General features: G+C 70.2%; 17 protein-coding genes. 2 read left to right on the top strand and 15 right to left on the bottom strand.

The window, feature by feature from the left end; translation table 11 throughout:
* Window positions 1-80: 80 nt before the first annotated feature.
* From GZ998_RS09030 to GZ998_RS09090, 13 genes are all read right to left on the bottom strand, one after another.
* Window positions 81-1,736 carry a DEAD/DEAH box helicase gene (locus tag GZ998_RS09030; protein WP_374939197.1) on the bottom strand — a complete coding sequence of 552 codons (1,656 nt, stop codon included), beginning with the start codon at window positions 1,734-1,736 and terminating at the stop codon, window positions 81-83.
* A gap of 158 nt (window positions 1,737-1,894) precedes the next feature.
* Window positions 1,895-2,275, bottom strand: a complete 381-nt coding sequence (locus GZ998_RS09035; RefSeq protein ID WP_162679801.1) for a DUF3039 domain-containing protein — start codon at window positions 2,273-2,275, stop codon at window positions 1,895-1,897.
* A gap of 221 nt (window positions 2,276-2,496) precedes the next feature.
* Window positions 2,497-3,234: a glucosamine-6-phosphate deaminase gene (gene nagB, locus GZ998_RS09040; RefSeq protein WP_162679802.1), complete on the bottom strand. Its 738-nt coding sequence runs from the start codon at window positions 3,232-3,234 to the stop codon at window positions 2,497-2,499.
* A gap of 152 nt (window positions 3,235-3,386) precedes the next feature.
* Complete coding sequence (locus tag GZ998_RS09045) at window positions 3,387-5,117, bottom strand: transporter (protein ID WP_219109660.1); 1,731 nt, start codon at window positions 5,115-5,117, stop codon at window positions 3,387-3,389.
* Entirely contained in the window at window positions 5,093-5,905 is an 813-nt protein-coding gene (locus GZ998_RS09050; RefSeq protein ID WP_161924499.1) for an ABC transporter ATP-binding protein, read from the bottom strand. Before GZ998_RS09050 ends, GZ998_RS09045 begins: the two co-directional genes overlap by 25 nt.
* Before the next feature lie 281 nt (window positions 5,906-6,186).
* Window positions 6,187-6,471 carry an HU family DNA-binding protein gene (locus GZ998_RS09055; RefSeq protein ID WP_086614378.1) on the bottom strand — a complete coding sequence of 95 codons (285 nt, stop codon included), beginning with the start codon at window positions 6,469-6,471 and terminating at the stop codon, window positions 6,187-6,189.
* A gap of 204 nt (window positions 6,472-6,675) precedes the next feature.
* Window positions 6,676-7,365: an N-acetylmannosamine-6-phosphate 2-epimerase gene (locus GZ998_RS09060; protein WP_219109661.1), complete on the bottom strand. Its 690-nt coding sequence runs from the start codon at window positions 7,363-7,365 to the stop codon at window positions 6,676-6,678.
* A gap of 84 nt (window positions 7,366-7,449) precedes the next feature.
* On the bottom strand, window positions 7,450-8,481 hold the full coding sequence (locus GZ998_RS09065) for an ROK family protein (RefSeq protein ID WP_219109662.1): 1,032 nt from the start codon (window positions 8,479-8,481) through the stop codon (window positions 7,450-7,452).
* A 1-nt stretch (window position 8,482) separates the two neighbouring features.
* Window positions 8,483-9,400: a dihydrodipicolinate synthase family protein gene (locus tag GZ998_RS09070; RefSeq protein ID WP_162679807.1), complete on the bottom strand. Its 918-nt coding sequence runs from the start codon at window positions 9,398-9,400 to the stop codon at window positions 8,483-8,485.
* Window positions 9,401-9,494: 94 nt separating this feature from the next.
* On the bottom strand, window positions 9,495-10,319 hold the full coding sequence (locus tag GZ998_RS09075) for an ATP-binding cassette domain-containing protein (protein ID WP_162679808.1): 825 nt from the start codon (window positions 10,317-10,319) through the stop codon (window positions 9,495-9,497).
* Window positions 10,319-12,463: a dipeptide/oligopeptide/nickel ABC transporter permease/ATP-binding protein gene (locus GZ998_RS09080; RefSeq protein WP_219109663.1), complete on the bottom strand. Its 2,145-nt coding sequence runs from the start codon at window positions 12,461-12,463 to the stop codon at window positions 10,319-10,321. The genes GZ998_RS09075 and GZ998_RS09080 overlap by 1 nt, the downstream gene beginning before the upstream one ends.
* Window positions 12,463-13,428 (bottom strand): ABC transporter permease, encoded by a 966-nt coding sequence (locus GZ998_RS09085; protein ID WP_162679810.1) that lies wholly within the window; start codon window positions 13,426-13,428, stop codon window positions 12,463-12,465. Before GZ998_RS09085 ends, GZ998_RS09080 begins: the two co-directional genes overlap by 1 nt.
* 42 nt (window positions 13,429-13,470) lie before the next feature.
* On the bottom strand, window positions 13,471-15,105 hold the full coding sequence (locus GZ998_RS09090; protein ID WP_219109664.1) for an ABC transporter substrate-binding protein: 1,635 nt from the start codon (window positions 15,103-15,105) through the stop codon (window positions 13,471-13,473).
* A 203-nt stretch (window positions 15,106-15,308) separates the two neighbouring features.
* On the opposite strand from GZ998_RS09090, the gene GZ998_RS09095 reads away from it, so the two are divergent.
* Window positions 15,309-16,034 carry a FadR/GntR family transcriptional regulator gene (locus GZ998_RS09095; RefSeq protein WP_275405374.1) on the top strand — a complete coding sequence of 242 codons (726 nt, stop codon included), beginning with the start codon at window positions 15,309-15,311 and terminating at the stop codon, window positions 16,032-16,034.
* A 114-nt stretch (window positions 16,035-16,148) separates the two neighbouring features.
* Here the strand turns inward: GZ998_RS09095 and GZ998_RS09100 are convergent, their stop codons facing one another.
* Window positions 16,149-17,267: an alpha/beta hydrolase fold domain-containing protein gene (locus tag GZ998_RS09100; RefSeq protein ID WP_219109665.1), complete on the bottom strand. Its 1,119-nt coding sequence runs from the start codon at window positions 17,265-17,267 to the stop codon at window positions 16,149-16,151.
* A 584-nt stretch (window positions 17,268-17,851) separates the two neighbouring features.
* On the bottom strand, window positions 17,852-18,148 hold the full coding sequence (locus GZ998_RS09105; RefSeq protein WP_219109666.1) for a hypothetical protein: 297 nt from the start codon (window positions 18,146-18,148) through the stop codon (window positions 17,852-17,854).
* A 318-nt stretch (window positions 18,149-18,466) separates the two neighbouring features.
* Here GZ998_RS09105 and GZ998_RS09110 point away from each other — a divergent pair, with 318 nt between their 5' ends.
* On the top strand, window positions 18,467-18,622 hold the full coding sequence (locus GZ998_RS09110) for a hypothetical protein (RefSeq protein WP_219109667.1): 156 nt from the start codon (window positions 18,467-18,469) through the stop codon (window positions 18,620-18,622).
* Window positions 18,623-18,960 lie beyond the last annotated feature (338 nt).

An 18,960-nucleotide genomic window follows, 5' to 3' on the forward strand; every position in this document is an offset into this window, starting at 1 on the left:
CGTGGCGCGCCCAGCCGCGCCACGCGCGTCGGCCCCGACGCTCGCCGCCGCCAGCCCCTGCCCGGGCAGCGCGGCGGCGGTCAGCGCCGCCCGACGAACCAGCGGCGCAGTGTCTCGATGCGCCCCTCGATCTGCTCGGTGGTGGCCTGGGCCACCTCCGGGCCGCCGCACACGCGCCGCAGCTCGGTGTGAATCACCCCGTGGGGCTGCCCTGAGCGGCGCGCCCAGGCCCCCACCAGCTTGGACAGCTCCTTGCGGGCGGCGGCGCGCCGACGGGCGTCGTCGACCCCAGAATTGGTACGGCGCTGCTGCGCGGCCGCCTGCTGGCGCTTCTGCTGCTTGATCTGCTGGTTCTGCCGCTGGCGCAGCAGGGCGGTGACCTGCTCGGGCTCAAGCAGCCCGGGCAGGCCCAGGTACTCCTGCTCCTCGGGGCTGCCGACCATGGCGCCGGTGCCGAACTCGCCGCCGTCGAATAGGACCCGGTCGAACTCGGCGGTGGAGTCCATCGCCTCGAACCCGCCCAGCAGATCATCCGAGGCGCTCTCGGTGCGGTTGGCCTCGGCGAGCAGCCGGTCCTCCGGGGAGCTGAACCGGGAGTCCTCCTCCGTGCCCCGCTTGCCGAGCACATGATCGCGGGCGGCCTCCATTTCACCGGCCAGGCCCAGCAGTGGCGTGACCGAGGGCAGGAAGACACTGGCGGTCTCCCCCTTGGCGCGGGAGCGCACGAAGCGGCCGATGGCCTGGGCGAAGAACAGCGGCGTGGAGGCGGAGGTGGCGTACACGCCCACCGCCAGCCGGGGCACGTCCACGCCCTCGGAGACCATGCGCACCGCCACCAGCCAGCGGTCTTTGGAGGCGGCGAAGGTCTCGATGCGGCTGGAGGCACCGGAGTCGTCCGACAGGGCCACGGTGGGTGCCTGCCCGGTGATGGCGCGCAACTGACCCGCGTAGGCGCGGGCGGAGTTCTGGTCGGAGGCGATTACCAGACCGCCGGCGTCGGGCACCTGGCGCCGTACCTCGGTCAGGCGCTGGTCGGCGGCCGCCAGCACCGCGGGGATCCACTCCCCGCCCGGGTCCAGGGCGGTGCGCCAGGCCTGGGACTCCATGTCCTTGGTCAGCGGCTCACCCAGCCGGGCAGCAACCTCATCACCGGCCTTGGTGCGCCAGTGCATCTGCCCCGAATAGCTCATGAACATCACCGGTCGCACCACGCCGTCGGCCAGGGCCTCGGCGTAGCCATAGGAGTAGTCGGCGCGGGAGCGCTTGATGCCGCCTGCCTCCTCGGTGTAGGTGACGAACGGGATCGGGGACTCGTCGGAGCGGAAGGGCGTGCCGGTCAGGGACAGGCGCCGACGCGCAGGGGTGAAGGCCTCGCGGATGGCGTCCCCCCAGCTGCGGGCGTCGCCGCCGTGGTGGATCTCGTCGAGGATCACCAGGGTGCGGGTGCGGTCGGTGCGCGCGCGGTGCAGGTTGGGGTTGGCCGCCACCTGCGCGTAGGTGACGGCGACGCCGTCGAACTGGGAGCCGAGCGCGCCCTGGGAGTTGGCGTAGGAGGGGTCGATACGGATACCGACCCGGGCGGCGGCCTCCGCCCACTGGTACTTCAGGTGCTCGGTGGGGCAGACCACGGTCACCTTGTGCACCTCGCCGGCGGTGAGCAGCTCAGTAGCGATGCGCAGCGCGAAGGTGGTCTTGCCCGCGCCGGGGGTGGCGACGGCGAGGAAGTCCCGCGGCATCGCCTCCAGGTACTGCTTCAGGGCGGCTGCCTGCCACGCGCGTAGGGGCCGCGTGGTGCCCCAGGCGGCGCGCTGCGGGTAGGCCGGGGAGAGGTTCTCCGCGGCGAAGATGGAGGGCTGGGTCGGGTTGTGCGATGGCTGGGGGCGGCGCGTGGGAGTCACCGACCGCCTCGTCCGAAGGGGAAGCGCGGGCGCTTGGGGCCGGAGCCGCCCTGGTCGCCGTCACCGCCGGGCCGCATCTGCAGATAGATCTCCTTGCAGGTGGGGCACACCGGGTACTTGGACGCGTCCCGCTTGGGAACCCAGAGCTTTCCGCACAGGGCGACTACGGGGCGACCGGTGCGCATCGCCGCCTCGGCCTTGCGCTTGTCGGCGTAGTGGGCGAAGCGGTCTGCATCGCCGTCGTCGGTCGACTTCAGCTCCTCGCGCTCGAGAACGGCCGTTCCCGCAGACTGACTGGGCTCGCCGGCCGGGCCGGCGGGAGAGGCGGGACCGGCGGGATCGGTGCTGGCCTGAGGCCCGACGGAGATCTGACGCATGCCGCACAGTGTATGCCGCCCGGCAGGTGCAGCCACGACCGGGCGCCTGTGGCGACTCTCTCCCCGACGTTCTCGCCGCGCGATCCTTCTCGCCACCTCTCCAGTCCCTCGCGAGCACCAGTGCGGCCGGCACCTGGCCCGTAGACCACGCACCGGCCGCACTGACACCGGCAGTAACGGCAGTACCGGCAGGCTGCCGCCTGGCCGTCGTCGGGGCGCTGCTAGTGCTGCTTGAGCATGCCGGCGGCCTCGCGGTCGATGAGCACCAGGGCGTCGGGGTGGTTCTGCATGACGGTGGCCGGCCAGTCGGGGGTGATCTCGCCCTCCACCAGGTGGGCGATGGCCTCGGCCTTGTTGGCGCCGGTGGCGATCAGCACCAGCTTGCGTGCCTTCATGATGGTGCCGAGCCCCTGGGTGAGGCAGTGGGTGGGGACGGCATCGATATCGCCGTCGAAGAAGCGGGCGTTGTCCGAACGGGTCTGCTCGGTGAGCACGTCGACGTGGGTGGCGGAGTCCAGCGGCCCGCCGGGCTCGTTGAAGCCGATGTGCCCGTCGGCGCCGATGCCCAGGATCTGCAGGTCGCAGTAGCCGGCGGCCGCCATCTGTGACTCGTAGTCCGCGCAGGCCTGCTCCAGGTCGTCCGCGAGCGCGTCGGGGCCGTGCAGGGCCCCGGGGGCCATGTCCACCCGCGAGCGCAGGTTGCGCTCCATGAAGGTGGCGTAGCGCTCGGGGTGTCCCTCGGGCAGGCCGACGTACTCGTCGAGCATGAAGCCGGTGACGCCCTTGAAGGAGATGCGGCCGGCGGCGCAGCGGCGGGTGAGCTCGTCGTACAGGGGCAGGGGGCTGGAGCCGGTGGCGGTGCCGAGTACAGCGTTCGGCTTCTCGTTCAGCAGGGATTCGATGGCATCGGCGGCGCGGGAGGCGATCTCCTCGGCCGTGTCGAGTATGACAAGCTCCATGGTTGGTTTTCCTTATGCTGCTTGGGTGAAGCGGACCCGCGGCCTCTTCCGCGAGGCCGGTGGACGGCGCTCCCGCGCCGCGTGCCCATGCTACGGCGTGCCGGACCAGCCCGCCGGAAGGCGGGACCTTCGGGTTCGGCCGAAGGCGCCTGTCATGCGGCATCGTGCCCGGGCCAGGATCGGATGGTGGCAAGCACCTCGGCGTAGCGCCGGTCCAGGACGCGTCCGCCGAGTACCGATCCGATCCAAGCCGCTGCCCCACCCCATAACGCGCCGCCAGCCAGCAGCAGCCAGCCCCAGGGCCAGGCCTCCAGCACCACGACGGCGATCAGCGCCACCAGGACCGGCAGGCAGACCACGCCAATCACCAGCATTCCCACCATCTGCAGCAGCGCCGCGATGAATGCGGTGCCGGAGGTACGCGACTTCATGGGGTTCTCACCCGGCGCGTTCGTCTCATAGGGAAGCGCCGCGCTGGCCAGACTCGACCAGGCCAGCGATACGCCGTATATTCCCAGGCTTGCCCCCAGGTAGGCGGGCACCTGCGCCCAGTTGCCCGTCAGCCAGCCGCTGAGCAGCAGCACGGCGGCGAGCAGGGGCAGCTGCCACATAGCCACCGCAAGCGCGCGCCCGCGGCGATCGCTGCGCCCGGGCAGCACGGCAGCAATATGGGTCCACAAAGCCGTGGAATCGAAGGCCAGGTCGTCGTGAGTCATCCAGCCGGCCAGCAGTGCGGTGAGCAGCCCCACGATGAACAGTGCGCCCGGCGCCTGCCCCGGGGAGAAGCTGGCGCCGGTGAAGACTACGGTGCTCCCACTGGCGGTGGAGTCCGTCATGGTGCTGTAGTTGGTTCCGATAGTCCCGACGAACACCGCGATAACAAGGAGGACTGCCGCCACCTGTACCAGGTAGCGCGGGTCGGTGCGCCAGTAGCGCAGGCAGCGCGCGGCCACGGCCGCCGTCGGGCCGGAGCTGATCCGCTCCAGCCGGCGCTGCCAGGGCAGCACGTCGATTGCGCCGTCCTTAGCGGACTCGCTCCCGGGCACCGACGCCGCGGCGTATGCGTGGGAGCGGGTGCGGCTACGTGCGGGCCCAGTCATGACACGGACCACGACCCGGTGCCAGATCGGTGCCAGTACCAGCGGCAGGGCGACCGCCCCAGCGCTCAGCGCCACCGCCGCCGCCGTCTCGCCCTGGGCTAGGTATCCGGGTGCCGCGAGCGCCCAGCCGAATGGTGTCAGCCCCAGGACCCTGGCGATCGTCATCACCCCGCTCAGATCGAACTGCTCCATATCCAGCACCGCATTCAGCAGGGAGGGCAGCAGGGCGAGCGCCATGACCGCGAAGAAGCCGACGACGGCAAGCAGGTCGCGGCCGCGGCGGGAGGAGGAGACCCCCGCGCCTACGACGATGCTGCGCCCCAGCAGCACGCAGGTAGCCAGGCAGGCAGGGGCTAGCGCCAGCGCCAGCAGGGCGGCGCCTAGCCGCCCGGCGACGGCCCAGGTCAGGGCCGGGGTGAGCAGCACCATCCCGGTGATTATGCCGGGCACCCCGGCGGCGCCGGCCACCGCCAGTCCTCGGCTCAGGGCGCGGGAAGGCGCTGCCCAGGCAGCCATTGCGCGCGGATCCAGAGTCACGTCGACGCCGGTAAGCAGCAGTGGCGCTACCGCCCAGCCGAGGGTGGTGACGGCGCCGACTGCGCCTATAACCGCGGTCGCCGCAGCCGTGTCGGCATGTCCCAGGGCGATGGCCCCGACGACCAGCGGGGCCAGCATTCCCAGCGCACCCGCAGTCCCCAGGACCAGGCCGATCGCGGCCCAGGTATTGCTGCGCAGCGCGTTGAGGGTTATACGCCACCTCAGGCGGACGAGGGTCGCAACCATGACAGCTCCTCCCGGGACGTGCGAGCGCCGACGAGCTGGGCGAAGCGGTCCTCAAGGTCTCCGCCGGCGGCCACCTCAGCGGTAGTGCCGGCGGCGACGACGCGTCCCTGGTCGATGATGGCCACGTGGGTGCAAAGGCGCTGCACGGTCACCATGACATGGCTGGAGATGACGACGGTGCCGCCGGCGGCGATGAAGTCAGTCAGGATGCTCTGGATGGTCTTGGCAGAGATGGGGTCAACCGCCTCGAAGGGCTCATCCAGCACCAGCACACTGGGCGAGTGGACCAGAGCGCACGCCAGGTGCACCTTCTTTCGCATTCCGGCGGAGTAGTCCGCCACCAGCGTGGTGCCCGCATCCCACAGGTCCAGTACGTGCAGGAGCTGGGTGGCGCGAGGGATGACGACGTCGCGGGACAGGCCGCGTAGCAACCCGGAGTAGGTGACCAGCTCCAGGCCATTGAGGCGATCGAAGGTGCGCAGGCCGTCGGGCAGCACGCCGAGCAGGGCCTTGGCGCGGGCGGGATCAGCCCACACGTCCACGCCGTGGACCAGGGCACGGCCGGCGTCGGGCATCAGCAGGCCGGTGGCCATGGACAAAGTGGTGGTCTTGCCGGCTCCGTTGGGGCCGACGATGCCGTACAGGCTGCCGGCGGGGATGGACAGGGAGAGCAGATTCACGGCGATCTTCTGCCCAAAGGCCTTGGCCAGGCCGTCCAATACCAGGGCGGAACGCGGGCCGGGCGCATCCCGACCGACCGGGGGAACAGGCGATGATGGGGCGGTCATACCCGGAAGGTAGCGGTCCCGCACGCCAACCGGATCGTCCGTCAGAAGGAAGCGGGTCCCGGACTCGTAGGCGGTGGCAACTGCCGCGGGCAGGACTGCCAACCTCGGCACGTAACATCTACCGACCTGGCGGTGTCTGGTGGTGGTTGCACCATTCCGGTTTGTGAGGGAGTGGTGGGGCACAACGAAGGCGCGCCGCCCGTGCGGGGGGCGACGCGCCTTGCGCGGTCGGGAGCCTCAGGCCGCCTCGGGGCCCTGACGCTCCGTGTGGCCCTTGCGGGTCACTTGCCGGAGGCGGCCTTCTTCAGGGCGGAGCCGGCGGTGAGCTTCACACCGTGGCCGGCGGGAATCTGGATCTCCTCACCGGTGCGGGGGTTGCGGCCGGTGCGAGCGGCGCGCTCGACGCGCTCAACACCCATCAGACCGGTGATCTTGACGGCCTCTCCCTTGGCGACGTTCTCCACCAGGACGTCCTGGAAGGCGCCGAGGAAGGCGTCGGCGTCGGTCTTGGTCAGGCCGGCCTTCTCGGCGATGGCGGCAATGAGCTCGGTGCGGTTGATGGACATGTATCTGCCTCTCGATCGGATACTCGTTTGTCTAGGCGTCTGAACGACGGTTGGGCACCTCGATGCGGTACCGCTGGCCGTAACGCTATGCATAAACGGGGCGATTTGTCAGATATGGCGGCGTTTTCCTCGGCGTGGCGTACCGTTTTGTGGCCCACACCAAACACTTCAGGCGCATTCGCAACAAGAACCACACCGGTTCCATCACCGCCGTGTGACGGCGTCAACGAACCACGAGGTAATGGTGGCGGGGTGGGTGATGGCCGTGCCGACCACGACGGCGAAGGCGCCATGATCCATGGCCAGCGCGGCCTGCGCCGGGGTGTGCACCCGGCCCTCTACGATTACCGGGACCCGGGCGATCGCCGCCAGTTGGTCGACGAGCTCGATATCCGGCCCGTCGGTGACGGGACGCTCACCGGTGTATCCGGCCAGGGTGGTGCACAGGATATCGGCGCCGGCGTCCTGCGCGGCTCGGGCATCGTCCAGGCTGCCGCAGTCGGCCATGACCAGGACGCCCGGACGGGCGGCCTTGAGCCCCGACACGGTCTGGGCGAGGGTACGGCCATCGGGGCGGGGACGTCGGGTCCCGTCCAGGGCGACGACCTGCACGCCGGTGGCAGCCACGGCGATGGCGTGGGTGAGCGTGGGAGTGATGAAGACGCCCTCATTGCCGTCCTTCCACAGCCCGATAACGGGCACGTCCACGTGCTGGGTGATCAGGGCCAGGTCGGCCAGGCCCTGGGCGCGGATGCCGACCGCGCCCCCGGCCACGCAGGCCCGGGCGACCTGGTCCATGGTGCGCGGGTCGCGCATGGGCTCACCGGGATAGGCCTGGGAGGAGACGATCAGTCCGCCGCGCAGGCGCTCGAGTACGGGTTTGCGGGTTTGCATATGAGACTCCTTGATGCAGCGCGATGATGTGGCTGGGCAGTGGGCTGAGTGACGCCGCCCAGCAGCTAGGCGCCCGGGAGGGCTTCAGCCGGCACGGCTCAGGCTCCGGGCGGCCTCGTGGGCCGCCCCGATGATCGGCGCGGCCGTGCCCAGGGCGGCCGGCACGAGCGGCAAGTCCGTGGCCACTGGCTCGATAAGCTCACGACGCACGGTCTCGCGCAGCGGATCCCACCACAGCCGCCCGGAGCGGGCCAGCCCTCCGGAGATGATCACCCGGTCGGGGTCGAGCACGGTGACTACGCCGGCGATGGCCTGCCCGAGCGCGGTGGCGGCCTCGCGGTACAGGCGACGGGCGTCGGGGTCACCGGCGCGGGCGAGGCGCTCGACGGCGTGGGCGCTGACCACGTCCTGGGCGCCGGTGGCCTCCCGGTAGCGGCGGGCGATCTGGGGGCCGGCGGCCACCGCCTCGAGGTGGCCGGGCCGCCCGCAGGTGCACCGCTCCCCCGCCGCCAGGCCGCAGGGCATGTGCCCCATCTCCCCGGCCAGGAAGTGCGCCCCGTGGTGCACGCTCCCATCCAGGATCACCGCCCCACCGACGCCGGTGCCCACGGCCACCACCAGCGCGCAGGCGGCCCCGGCTCCGGCCCCGATCCAGGCCTCGCCGGCGGCATAGGCGTTGACGTCGTTGTCGACGTAGACCGGGGGAACTGTGCCGTCCAGTCGCTCCAGGCCTGCACCGGCCAGTCGCTCGGCCACTCCCCCGGCGACATCCGTTCCGCTCCATCCGGTGATGGCGTCGGTGGCGGAGACGACCGTGCCGCGCACGGTGTCGATTACGCCCGCCGCGCCGATGCCGACCGCCGCCACCGGACCGGGGCGCCGCGCCGCCGTCGTGCCCGCGCCGTCGGCGGCCACGGCCACAACCAGCCCGGCTATGGTGTCGAGCATGGCGGCCGGACCCGCGTGGGACGGCGTGGGCACCTCCTGCACGGGCCCGCGTAGGGCTCCGGCGGCGTCGACGCGCGCGGCGGCGATCTTGGTGCCGCCCACGTCCACGCCCACCAGCACCTCGCTCGGGGTGGGCCGGTGGCCGTCCCGGCCGGGTACGGCGGCCATCTCAGATCAGGCCCTGGGTGCGGGCGATCGCCAGGATCCGGGCGCGGGTCTCGCCCTCCAGGGCACGCACCGGGAAGGCCATCTCATTGGTGTCGATGGTGCCCTGGGCCGCCATGACGGTCTTGAAGGCGCCGATGCCGGACGCGTCGGCGGAGCGGCCGCGCGGCACGTACACGATCTCGAAGCCGGCGCACAACCGTTCCTGGATGGTGCGGGCCTCCTGCCAGCGCCCGGCGCGAGCAGCCTCCCACAATTCCGCGTAGGCGCGGGGCTCCACATTGCCGTAGCCGGGCACGCAGCCGTCAGCCCCCAGCAGCGCCATGCCATCTACCACGCACTCGTGCCCGGTGAGCAGCGCCAGGGGGTGTCCGGCGGCGGCGTTGGCCGCGACCAGCCGACGGAAGCCGACGTCATCCCCGGAGGAGTCCTTGACCCCGGCCAGCACGCCCTCCTTGCCCAGGGCCACAAGCAGGTCGCGGTCCAGCTTCTTGCCGTTCAGCCGCACGGGCACGTCGTAGGCCAGCAGGGGCACGCTCAGCGCGGCAGCGATGGCACGGAAGTGGTCGGCGATCTCGCCGGCGTCGTTGATCGCATAGAACGGGCAGGCGGCGACGACGGCGTCGACGCCGAGGGACTCGGCCCGCCGGGCCTGCTCGATAACCCGGTGGGCGGTGGTGTCAATGACTCCCGCAAGCACGGGTACGCGCCCGGCGGCCTGCTCCACGGCGGCGGTGAACACGGCGTCGCGCTGGGAGTCGGTCAGGTAGGCGATCTCGCCGGAGGAGCCGCCGATGAACAGTCCGTGCACGCCGGAGGTGACGAGGAAGTCGACGGTGCGGCGGAGGGAGTCAAGGTCGATCTCGCCGTGCTTGAAGGGAGTGATGACCGGCGGGATGACGCCGGTGAAGCGGGTGTCCATGTGATGGTTTCCTTGCAGGTTGGGGTGCAGGTTGGGGTGCAGGTTGGGGTGCAGGTCGGGCTGCAGGTCGGGGTGGGTTTGCGGGGCCGGCCGGTCAGGCCTCGAGCAGGCTGGGTACGGCGCCGAGCAGGGTGCGCGTGTACTCCTGCCGGGGGTGGGCGAAGATCTCCGCGGTCGTGTTCATCTCGATGATGCGGCCGAAGTACATGACGGCGATGCGGTCGGAGACGTAGCGGACCGTGTTGATGTCGTGGCTGATGAAAACCAGGCCCAGGCCGAGGGCGGCCTTCAGGTCCTGCAGCAGGTTCAGGACCTGGGCGCGCACGGACACGTCCAGGGCGGAGGTGGGCTCATCAGCGACGATGATGTCCGGGTCCAGGGCCAGCGCCCGGGCGATGGCGACGCGCTGGCGCTGCCCGCCGGAGATCTGCCGCGGCAGCACCTCCAGGGCGCTGGGCGGCAGCCCCACCAGGTGCAGCAGGTCACGCACCCTGGCCTCCCGCTCGGCGGGCGAGCCGATGCCGTGGACGTTAAGCGGGTCGATGAGCGTGTCGTGCACGATCATGCGCGGATTCAGGGCGGTGGCGGGGTCCTGGAAGACCACGGACACCGAGCGCCCCAGGGCGCGACGGTCGGCGGCGGAGTGCCCGAGCGGACGGCCCTTGAAGTAGACCTCTCCGCGGGTCAGCGGCTGCAGGCCGGTCATGACGCGGGCGGTGGTGGACTTCCCGCAGCCGGACTCGCCCACCAGTCCCAGGGTCTGGCCGCGGCGCACCGTCAGGGAGACGTCGTTGACGGCGTGGACGGTGTCGGGTCGGAAGAGCTTGCCGGTACGGGACTTGTGGATCACGTGGGCGTGGCGCAGCTCGATGACCGGGTCGGTCTCGGGGTTCCAGTCGGCGTACTTGTCGGCGCTCATCAGTGGGCCTCCTGGGCGAGGATCGCCTCGAGCTCGGGCGTGGTTGCGTAGTAGTGCTCGCGTGCCCCGGCCACGGGCCGCAGCACCGGGCGGGTGTTCAGGCCGACGTCGGGATGGGACGAGCGCGGGGCGAAGCGGTCCCCGGATACGAACTCCTGCGGGCTGGGGACGGTGCCGCGCACCTGGTGCAGGCGCTTGGAGCCGGCCTCGATGGACAGCACCGCCCCGAGCAGGCCGCGGGTGTACTCGTGGACGGGGTTCTCCAGCAGCTCCGCGGTGGTGGCCTGCTCGACCACCTGGCCGGCGTACATGACGGTGATGCGGTGGGCGACCTTGGCCACCAGGGCCAGGTCGTGACTGACGAACACCATGGCGAAGCCGAGCTGCTCGCGCAGCCGGTTCAGCAGGTCGATGACCTGCTTCTGCACGGTCACGTCCAGGGCGGTGGTGGGCTCGTCAGCGATGACCAGGCTGGGGTCGCGGGTGAGCGCCATGGCGATCAGCACGCGCTGACGCTGCCCGCCGGACAGCTCATGCGGGTAGCTCTTCAGCGTGCGCACCGGGTCCAGGCCCACCAGCTCAAGCAGTTCCTCGGCGCTGCGGGTGCCGCCGCGGGAGGTGAGCTGCTTCATCTGGGAGCGGATGAGCATGGAGGGGTTCAGCGAGGACAGGGCGTCCTGGTAGATCATGCTCATCTCGTGGCCGCGCAGGGCGTTGTGCTCCTTGGGGCTCAGCTCCAGCAGGTCGCGGCCCTGGAAGCGGATCCGCCCGGTGATGCGGGCGCTTGCCGGCAGCAGTCCCATGACCGCCATGGAGGTGATGGACTTCCCGCAACCGGATTCGCCGACCAGTCCCATGGTCTCGCCGGGGCGCACGGAGAAGGACACGCCGTCGACGATGTTGACCTCCCCGTGCTGGGCGGGGAAGGCGATCGAGAGGTCCTCCACCTCCAGTACGGGCTCCGCCTCCGGAGTGGGGTAGACGAGCCGGTCGTGGCGGGCGAGCTCCGCCCGGCGCAGGGCGGCCAGCCGCTCGGCGAGCGGTACCTCCTCGGCGGCGGGCTCCACAATCCCGGTCAGGGCACTCTTCTGCCCGCCGGGGACAGCGTCGGCGGCGTCGTCGGCGTGGACGCGGACGGCGTGGCCGGCCTCGTCCCAGGCCTGCTCGGTCTGCATGGCCTCCTCATCGGCCTCGACGTCCACGTGGGCGCGGATGCGTGGGGAGGCCATCGCGTCGGTCAGGCCCTCGGACAGGATGTTCAGGCACAGGGTGGTGATCAGGATCATCAGGCCGGGGAAGAAGGTCGGCCACCAGTGGCCGGACAGCAGCAGGGCCTTGCCCTCGGATAGCATGTTGCCCCAGGTGGGGGTGTTGACCGCCTTGATGCCGGCCCCGATGAATGACAGCGAGGCCTCGAAGACGATGGCGTCGGCCACCAGGACGGTGGCGTAGACCATGATCGGGGCGACGCAGTTGCGCACCACGTGCTTGGCCAGGATCCAGGGGACGCGGGCTCCCATGACCTTGGAGGCGGCCACGTAGTCCTCCCCGAACTGGGCGAGGACGTTGGCGCGCACCACGCGGGTGAGCTGCGGGGTGTATACCACCGCCGTGGCGATGATGATCACGGCCACCATAGGCAGCCCGGAGGCGGACATGGCCAGCACCAGCACGGCCGCGAGCGCGATCCCGGGGAAGGACATGAGCACGTCGAGCACGCGCATGACCACCTCCCCGATCCACTTGCGGCTGGTGGCGGCGATGGCGCCGAGCACAGCGGCCAGGGCCAGGGCGATGCCGGTGGCGCTCAGGCCCACCACCAGGGACACGCGGGCGCCGTAGACGGCGCGGGAGAAGATGTCCCGGCCGGTGGCGTCGGTGCCGAACAGGTGGGCGGCGGAGGGGGCGACGGCGGGGTCGGAGGAGACGACGTCGCCCACGCCCTCCACATGGGTGACGGTCTGGGCGGAGGCCAGGCCGGTGGCGCCCGGGTTGTAGGGGGCCACGAGCGGGGCGAAGACGGCCAGCAGGGCAATGGCGGCCAGGACGATGACGGCGATCTTGGAGCCCAGCGGCAGGCGGTGCCAGCCCTGGAAGCGCAGGCCGGGGGCGGATACCTTCTCCAGTGTGCGGCGGTGGGGCATCAGACGCTCCTGATCCTCGGGTTGACCAGCACGTAGAGCATGTCAACGACGATGTTGATGATGATGAAGGCCAGTGCGACCGTGATGGACACGCCCTGGACGATGTTGACGTCATTGCGGGTGATGCCCTGGAAGATCAGCTGCCCCATCCCCTGGATGTTGAAGATCATCTCGATGACCACGGCGCCGCCCATGGCGTAGCCGAGGCGCAGGCCCAGCACCGTCAGCGGGGTGATCAGGGCGTTGCGCAGCACGTTGCGGGCGACGACGACGTGCTTGGGGATGCCGGCGCCGATGGCGGTGCGCACGTAGTCGCGGTCGAGCTCCTCGACCATGGCGGTGCGCACCACGCGGGTGAGGGTGCCGGTGTTGGGCACGGCCACGGCCAGGGCCGGCAGGAAGATCTGCCGCACGTAGGCGCCGGGGTCGTCGCCGAGGGAGACCCACTGGGTGACCACCGAGGGGAAGGCGCCGGTGGCGCCGGGAATGTCGCCGAACCACTGGATCAGCAGCAGGGCCAGCCAGAAGGAGGGAGTGGCCAGGCACAGGATGGAGATCACGCGGATGACCTGGTCGGGCCAGGCGTCCCGGTACAGGGCGGCGAGCACGCCGAGGATGGTGGCGGCGATGACGGCCAGAAAGATGCCGATGAAGGTCAGCTGCAGGGTGATGGGGAAGGCGCTGGCGACCATATCGGTGATCTTCACGCCGGTGAAGGTGGTGCCGAGATCGCCGTGCGCCAGGCCCACCAGGTAGTCCCAGAAGCGTTGCAGCAACGGGTCGTTGAGGTGGTGGGCCTGGCGGTACTGCTCGAGGGCGTCTGCCGTGGCGGCCTCCCCCAGCGCCAGGCGCGCCGGGTCGGCCGAGGAGAACGACATGACGACGAACACGAGCAGTGTCACGCCCAGCACCATGATCGGCAGTGCCACCAGGCGGCGGCCGATCAGGCGGAGGAGGTTGGACACTGGGGTAGTCCTTTGCCGGGGGTAGGTCTGGGCTGCCGGGGGTCAGGCGGCGGTGGTGCCGACGTCGACGAAGGACAGTCCGGTCAGCGCGATCGGCTGGAAGCCGACGAGTGCCTCGGCGTCGTAGGCGGTGGGCGACTTGCGGTGGAAGATCGGGTAGAGCGGCACGTCCGCGGCGATCAGGTCGAAGATCTCCTGCCACTTGGCAACCTGGGCCTCGCCGTCGAGCTGGACGGCCTCGTCCAGGGCGGCCTGCACCTGGTTGTAGGCGTCGGTGCCCTTCCAGTGCAGGCGGGTGTCGGTCCAGGTGTCGCCGGCGTACCACCAGCGCATGAGCAGGTCCGCGTCATTGCCGAAGACGGAGGGGTCACCCGGGGCGATGACCACATCCCAGTCGCCCTGGGCGGAGTCGATGAAGGAGTAGACATCCGCGGACTTCTTCTCGTCATAGTGCACCGTGATGCCCAGGGCCTCGAGGTTCTCGCGGATGATTGGGCGGACGGAGGCGAACCAGCCGTGGTCGGAGCACAGCAGGTTGATGCTGGTCACCCCGGCCTCGGCCAGCAGGGACTTGGCCTTGTCGGCGTCGTAGGTGTAGACGGTGCTGGCCTGCCTGTAGGCGGGGTGGTCGGCCTGGACGAAGCAGGTGGCGGGGGTGGCGAGCGTGCCCATACCGGTCTCGCAGATCTTGGTGTAGTCCAGGGCGTACAGGATCGCCTGGCGGGCCCGGACGTCGGAGAGCGTGGCGTTGTTGAACATGGCGAACAGCAGGGAGAAGCCCTGCTGAGCGGCCACGGTGATCGGCGCCTGCATGGTGGCCAGGTTGGCCACGGGGACAGCGTCGATGGCCTGGACCGCGGAGGAGGTGATGGCGTTGGTGCGGGTGGTGTCGTCGGGCAGGATCTGCCAGGTCATGGACTTGGCCAGCGCCGGGTGCGGGCCGTTGTAGTTGTCGTTGCGCTCAAAGACGATCGTCTGGGAGGCGGCGCCGTTGTCGGTCATGGTGTAGGGGCCGGTGCCGATGGGGTTCATGTCGAAGCCTGCGGCATCGGCCTCGACGGCGGCGCGCGGCACGATCTTGACCACGCTGATGCGCTCGGCCACGAGCGAGTAGGGGTACTTGGTGGTGATGGTGACGGTGGCGTCGTCCTTCGTCGCCACGGAGTCGATGAAGGTGATGAACTGGGAGTAAAGGGAGTTGTTGCCCGGGTCCAGTACGCGCTCGAAGGAGAAGACGACGTCGTCGGCGGTCACGGGCGTGCCGTCGGAGAAGACGGCGCCGTCGCGCAGGGTCACCTCGTAGGTGGTGTCATCCACCTGGTTGGGCAGGCCGGCGGCCAGGGCGGCGTAGCACTCGCGGGTGGCGGGGTGCAGTTCGGTCAGGCCCTCCAGGGTGTGCCAGTTGGCGGCGACGGTGAGCGCGGCGGAGGTGGTCATGGGGTCGTAGCCGTTGGTGCCCAGCTCGTAGGAGATGCCGGCGGTGATGGTGCCGTCGGCGTTGGAGGCGGCGGCGTTGGCGGCAGGTTCGCCCGCCGACGTGGTGGCGCCGGAGCCGGTACCGGTGGAGTCGGAGCCGCCGCAGGCAGCGAGGGCGGCGGTCAGGCCGGCTGCGACGCCGAGGGTGGAGGACAGGCGGATGAAGTCGCGGCGGGAGGCGCGGGGAGTCGAGATCGTCATTGAGGTCTCCTGAGATCGGACGTCTGTTGTCTGACGTCGGTAGAATGACTGTAGCAGGCATCAGACATCTGATCAATCCCCGGACGGAGCCGTGATTGTGTGTAACGATGACCCGGGAACCATCCCGTTCTCCCCTGGCCAGCAGACACGCACAAGCAGGACACCGTTACCGGAGCCGAAGAGGAACGATCACCGTGGTGGACATGAAGCGGGGCGCTTACGCCTCAATAAGCGGAGCAACGACCCAGGCCACAGGCGCGATGAACGCCATCAAGGACTACATCCTGCTGTCCCACCTGCAGCCCGGTGATCCCCTGCCGACCGAGTCGCAGCTGTGCGAGACGCTGGGCGTATCGCGCTCCTCCGTGCGGGAGGCCGTGCGCACGCTCACCGCGCTGGACATCGTGGAGGTGCGTCACGGCCATGGCATGTTCGTGGGCCAGGTATCCATGCGGCCGATGGTCGAGTCGCTCGTCTTCCGGGGCCTGCTGAAGCCGGGGGACGACTACCGCAGCCTGCGCGAGGTGGTGGAGGTCCGCCGCACCCTGGACACGGCCCTGACCGACGCCGTGCTGGGGGCGTGGCATGGGCGCGAAGATGCCGAGATCGACGCGGTAGTGGATGAGATGGAGGCGCTGGCGGCGCGCGGGGAGACCTTCACCGACCAGGACCGCGGCTTCCACCGGATGCTGCTGGCGCCGGTGCCCAATCAGCTCTTCGCACACCTGATGGAGGCGTTGTGGGCGATCCACACCATGACGGTTCCCATGCTTGACGCGCCGCACCCCGATGACATCGTCAAGACCGCCAACGCCCACCGGGCGATGCTGCAGGCGGCCCGTGCCGGGGACGCGGAAGCCTACCGCGAGGCGGTTGTGGCTCACTACGAGCCGCTCATGGCCGCCCTCCACCCAGACCGGCACCAGTAACACGCCCAGACCGGCACCAGTAACACGCCCAGACCGGCACTAATGACGCGCCGAGACCGGTAGAACTAACGTGCCGAGGTCGGTCACGGACACGCCTGTGGCCGGCCCAGTCCGTCATTGTTCGTCATTGAGCTCGCCGCCGGCCCCACCGCCCGGGGCAGCCGCCGTAATCGTCGGGAAGGTCCCCTCCCCCATCACCCGCGACAGGTTGAGGCGCGGGTCTTCGGGCTCCAGCAGCCGGGTGAGCCAGCTCAGTCGTGCGGCCTCCAGGCCGTCGCGCAGCCAGGTGGTGCTGACGTACTCCATGGCGTGGGTGGCGCCCGGCCACACGTGCAGTTCGCAGTCCCCGCCGTCGCGCCACAGGGCGGCGGCGAAGGCAACCACCTCGTCCCGGAAGGTTTCGGCGTCGGCGACCGACAGGAACACCGGCGGCAGCCCGGCCAGAGCGCCCGGCTGGTCGACGGCGCGGCCGGCCGCCTCGTATTCGCTCACCTCGGACCCGCCGCGGCGACCGGGCAGGATCTGTTCCCAGGCCCAGTCGTTCCACTGCGCCGGCCACAGCCCGTCGTCGGGGAACTGGCGGGCCGACGGCGGTTGCACCGTGCCGTCGGGGCCGGGTTGCCCGGTACGGTCGTCCAGCATCGGGTAGTCGAGCAGGTAGCCCAGCGCCCGGGGCCCGCCGCGGTCGCGGGCGGCCAGGGCCAGGCAGGCGGCCAGTCCCCCACCGCCGCTGGGCCCGACGACCACGATGCGTTCCGGATCCGCCCCATAGTCCGCGGCGTGCGCGGCAGCCCAGGTCAGCGCCGCCAGGCAGTCCTCCCCCGCTGCGGGTGCGGGGTGCTCCGGGGCCAGGCGGTACTCCGGGGCGACGACGATGCCGCCGAAGCATCGCGCCCAGTTGGCCGGGGCGGCCAGGTCGTCGAAGCGGCAACCCATCACCCGGCCGCCGCCGTGGATGGACAGCAGCAGTGGAGCGCCGGGCTGTACCTCGTCGTCGGGCGGGAGCACCACCGTCAGCGGCATGGCGGTCCCGTCTTCGCAGGTCAGGGTCTCCTCGCGCAGGCGCACCTCCGGGTGGGCCGTAAGGAAGGCGGCGCGACGCTGGGCGACCGGTAGGCGACGGGCGGGCAGCGTGGCGCTATTCAGGGGCGGGAGTCCGCCGGCGGCCTCGAGGCGCTGGAGTACGAGCGCGGTGGCGGGCTCGTAGGGCGGGCGGGGCGGCGTCGGCGTCATGGGCGGAGAGTACGCGTACCGCCGCCCCTTTCCGCTCCGCCCGGGCGCGCGAGTCCGAAGAACCGGGTTGAAAGGCACACACAGGTACCTGCGCGCGTATCCTTCGATTCCGGGGCGGGTGTGTCGCATGGTTGCGAGAAGAGGCGGTCATGTTCTGTTCACGGCCCGCAGGCGCCACCGTTCAGACGCAGGACGGTTCCGACCTCACCTTTGAGGCCGATGCAGAGAACCCGGCGGCCCGGCGCAGTCTGGAGGACAGTAGGCTGGACCCCGACTCCACCGGCGTGGTGGTTCACGTGGCCGAGGGAGACCTCGCGGTATCCTTGATGGCCTCATCGCCGCACTTGCTGCGCAGGGAGGCGTCATTGATAGCGCGAAGCTGCAGGATGAGCCGGCGGCCGAGCAGCGACTCGGCAAGCTAGCGGCAGAACTCCTCCCGCCCCATCCGCCGCTTGAACCTCACGCGCATCTCCGCCGCCCATGCGGCGTGCTCGCGCCGCATCAGGTCGAGATAGACCTCCTCCTTGCATTCCGACCCGCCCTGGCAGACCCACAACCGCTGACTGGAGCTCCGCAGCAGGCGGCTACTCCGTGCGGCGACGGTCTTCCTGGAAGGCGGTGACGGCATCTGCGTACTCTGCGAAGGCGCCGTAATTGTCAGGGTCATGGATCTCAGCGCGTACTCTGTCCCACAGCGGTCCGGGAAGCCGCACGCCAAGCCGTGGCAAATCACTAAGCAGAATGCAGAACGCGGCCCCAGCATCATCCCGCCAGACGTCACGTACGTCGTCGGCGGCGACCTGTGGGTAACCGTGATCCACCATGAAATCAAGCAAGTCAAGGACGACCGCACCGAACTCCTCACCAGTAAGGTGCCGCATCCTCGTCTCCCCGGCGCAATGCATCATCGTGACCACCGGCCCTCAACTTACATCAGCACAGAGATCAAGCCGCAGCTAGGACCATCGAGCGATATAGTAGATACTCGCCCACGTTCCCGAGGGCCGTTCCGCACTCGCGTTCTCATTCCACCCTCGCGCCCACGGAGAGCGGTTCCCGGCGACGCCACCGCGAAAATCAGCTGCGTCCCCTATTAAGGGACGCAGTCAGGGAAGCGCTGGGCCAGAAGCGGACTCAGCGTCCTCGAGCTCGCTGACGCTCGATTGACCCCACCACCTCCTTACCGGAAAGGAACGCATATGACGCGTCGTCAGAACATCGTCATCATCGTCGCCATCGGCATCATAATCGGCATCCTCACCGCCATCGCGGCGCACCCGTGGGTGCCCGTAGTGTGCGCATCATGGGCGATCTGGGGCGTCAGCCTCGGCATCGCTATCACCCGCGACAGGTAACGGATATGCATGCGTGAAGGGGCCACCCCTGCCCAAGCCTTGGGCAGGGGTGCCTCAAGCGCGCCACGGGCGACCGCCCGGGGAGTGCGAGTCATTGCGCGACTGCCCCCATACCGCGAGCGCGTGGCGGCATGACGATCCGCAGGCCTCTGTGACATTCCGTCCCTGGGTGCCGCGCAGGCGCGCTAGCCAACCTCGACGAGGGCGGCGGGGCGCCGTGGCCCCGCATTTCTGGACCGCCGCAATGGTTGCCCCACCCGTGTATTGCACGACCCCGGGCCGTACTCCACGACCTTGGTGTGCGTTGCACGACCCCGGGGTGGTCGTGCAACGCACAC

This window comes from Actinomyces sp. 594, from assembly GCF_019325145.1.
Classification (GTDB): Bacteria; Actinomycetota; Actinomycetes; order Actinomycetales; family Actinomycetaceae; genus Actinomyces.

Coding starts and splice junctions, on each gene's coding strand:
- GZ998_RS09030 (WP_374939197.1), bottom strand. CDS start 1,736: ATGCCGCGGGACTTCCTCGCCGTCGCCACCCCCGGCGCGGGCAAGACC.
- GZ998_RS09035 (WP_162679801.1), bottom strand. CDS start 2,275: ATGCGTCAGATCTCCGTCGGGCCTCAGGCCAGCACCGATCCCGCCGGT.
- nagB (WP_162679802.1), bottom strand. CDS start 3,234: ATGGAGCTTGTCATACTCGACACGGCCGAGGAGATCGCCTCCCGCGCC.
- GZ998_RS09045 (WP_219109660.1), bottom strand. CDS start 5,117: ATGGTTGCGACCCTCGTCCGCCTGAGGTGGCGTATAACCCTCAACGCG.
- GZ998_RS09050 (WP_161924499.1), bottom strand. CDS start 5,905: ATGACCGCCCCATCATCGCCTGTTCCCCCGGTCGGTCGGGATGCGCCC.
- GZ998_RS09055 (WP_086614378.1), bottom strand. CDS start 6,471: ATGTCCATCAACCGCACCGAGCTCATTGCCGCCATCGCCGAGAAGGCC.
- GZ998_RS09060 (WP_219109661.1), bottom strand. CDS start 7,365: ATGCAAACCCGCAAACCCGTACTCGAGCGCCTGCGCGGCGGACTGATC.
- GZ998_RS09065 (WP_219109662.1), bottom strand. CDS start 8,481: ATGGCCGCCGTACCCGGCCGGGACGGCCACCGGCCCACCCCGAGCGAG.
- GZ998_RS09070 (WP_162679807.1), bottom strand. CDS start 9,400: ATGGACACCCGCTTCACCGGCGTCATCCCGCCGGTCATCACTCCCTTC.
- GZ998_RS09075 (WP_162679808.1), bottom strand. CDS start 10,319: ATGAGCGCCGACAAGTACGCCGACTGGAACCCCGAGACCGACCCGGTC.
- GZ998_RS09080 (WP_219109663.1), bottom strand. CDS start 12,463: ATGCCCCACCGCCGCACACTGGAGAAGGTATCCGCCCCCGGCCTGCGC.
- GZ998_RS09090 (WP_219109664.1), bottom strand. CDS start 15,105: ATGACGATCTCGACTCCCCGCGCCTCCCGCCGCGACTTCATCCGCCTG.
- GZ998_RS09095 (WP_275405374.1), top strand. CDS start 15,309: ATGAAGCGGGGCGCTTACGCCTCAATAAGCGGAGCAACGACCCAGGCC.
- GZ998_RS09100 (WP_219109665.1), bottom strand. CDS start 17,267: ATGACGCCGACGCCGCCCCGCCCGCCCTACGAGCCCGCCACCGCGCTC.
- GZ998_RS09105 (WP_219109666.1), bottom strand. CDS start 18,148: ATGCGGCACCTTACTGGTGAGGAGTTCGGTGCGGTCGTCCTTGACTTG.
- GZ998_RS09110 (WP_219109667.1), top strand. CDS start 18,467: ATGACGCGTCGTCAGAACATCGTCATCATCGTCGCCATCGGCATCATA.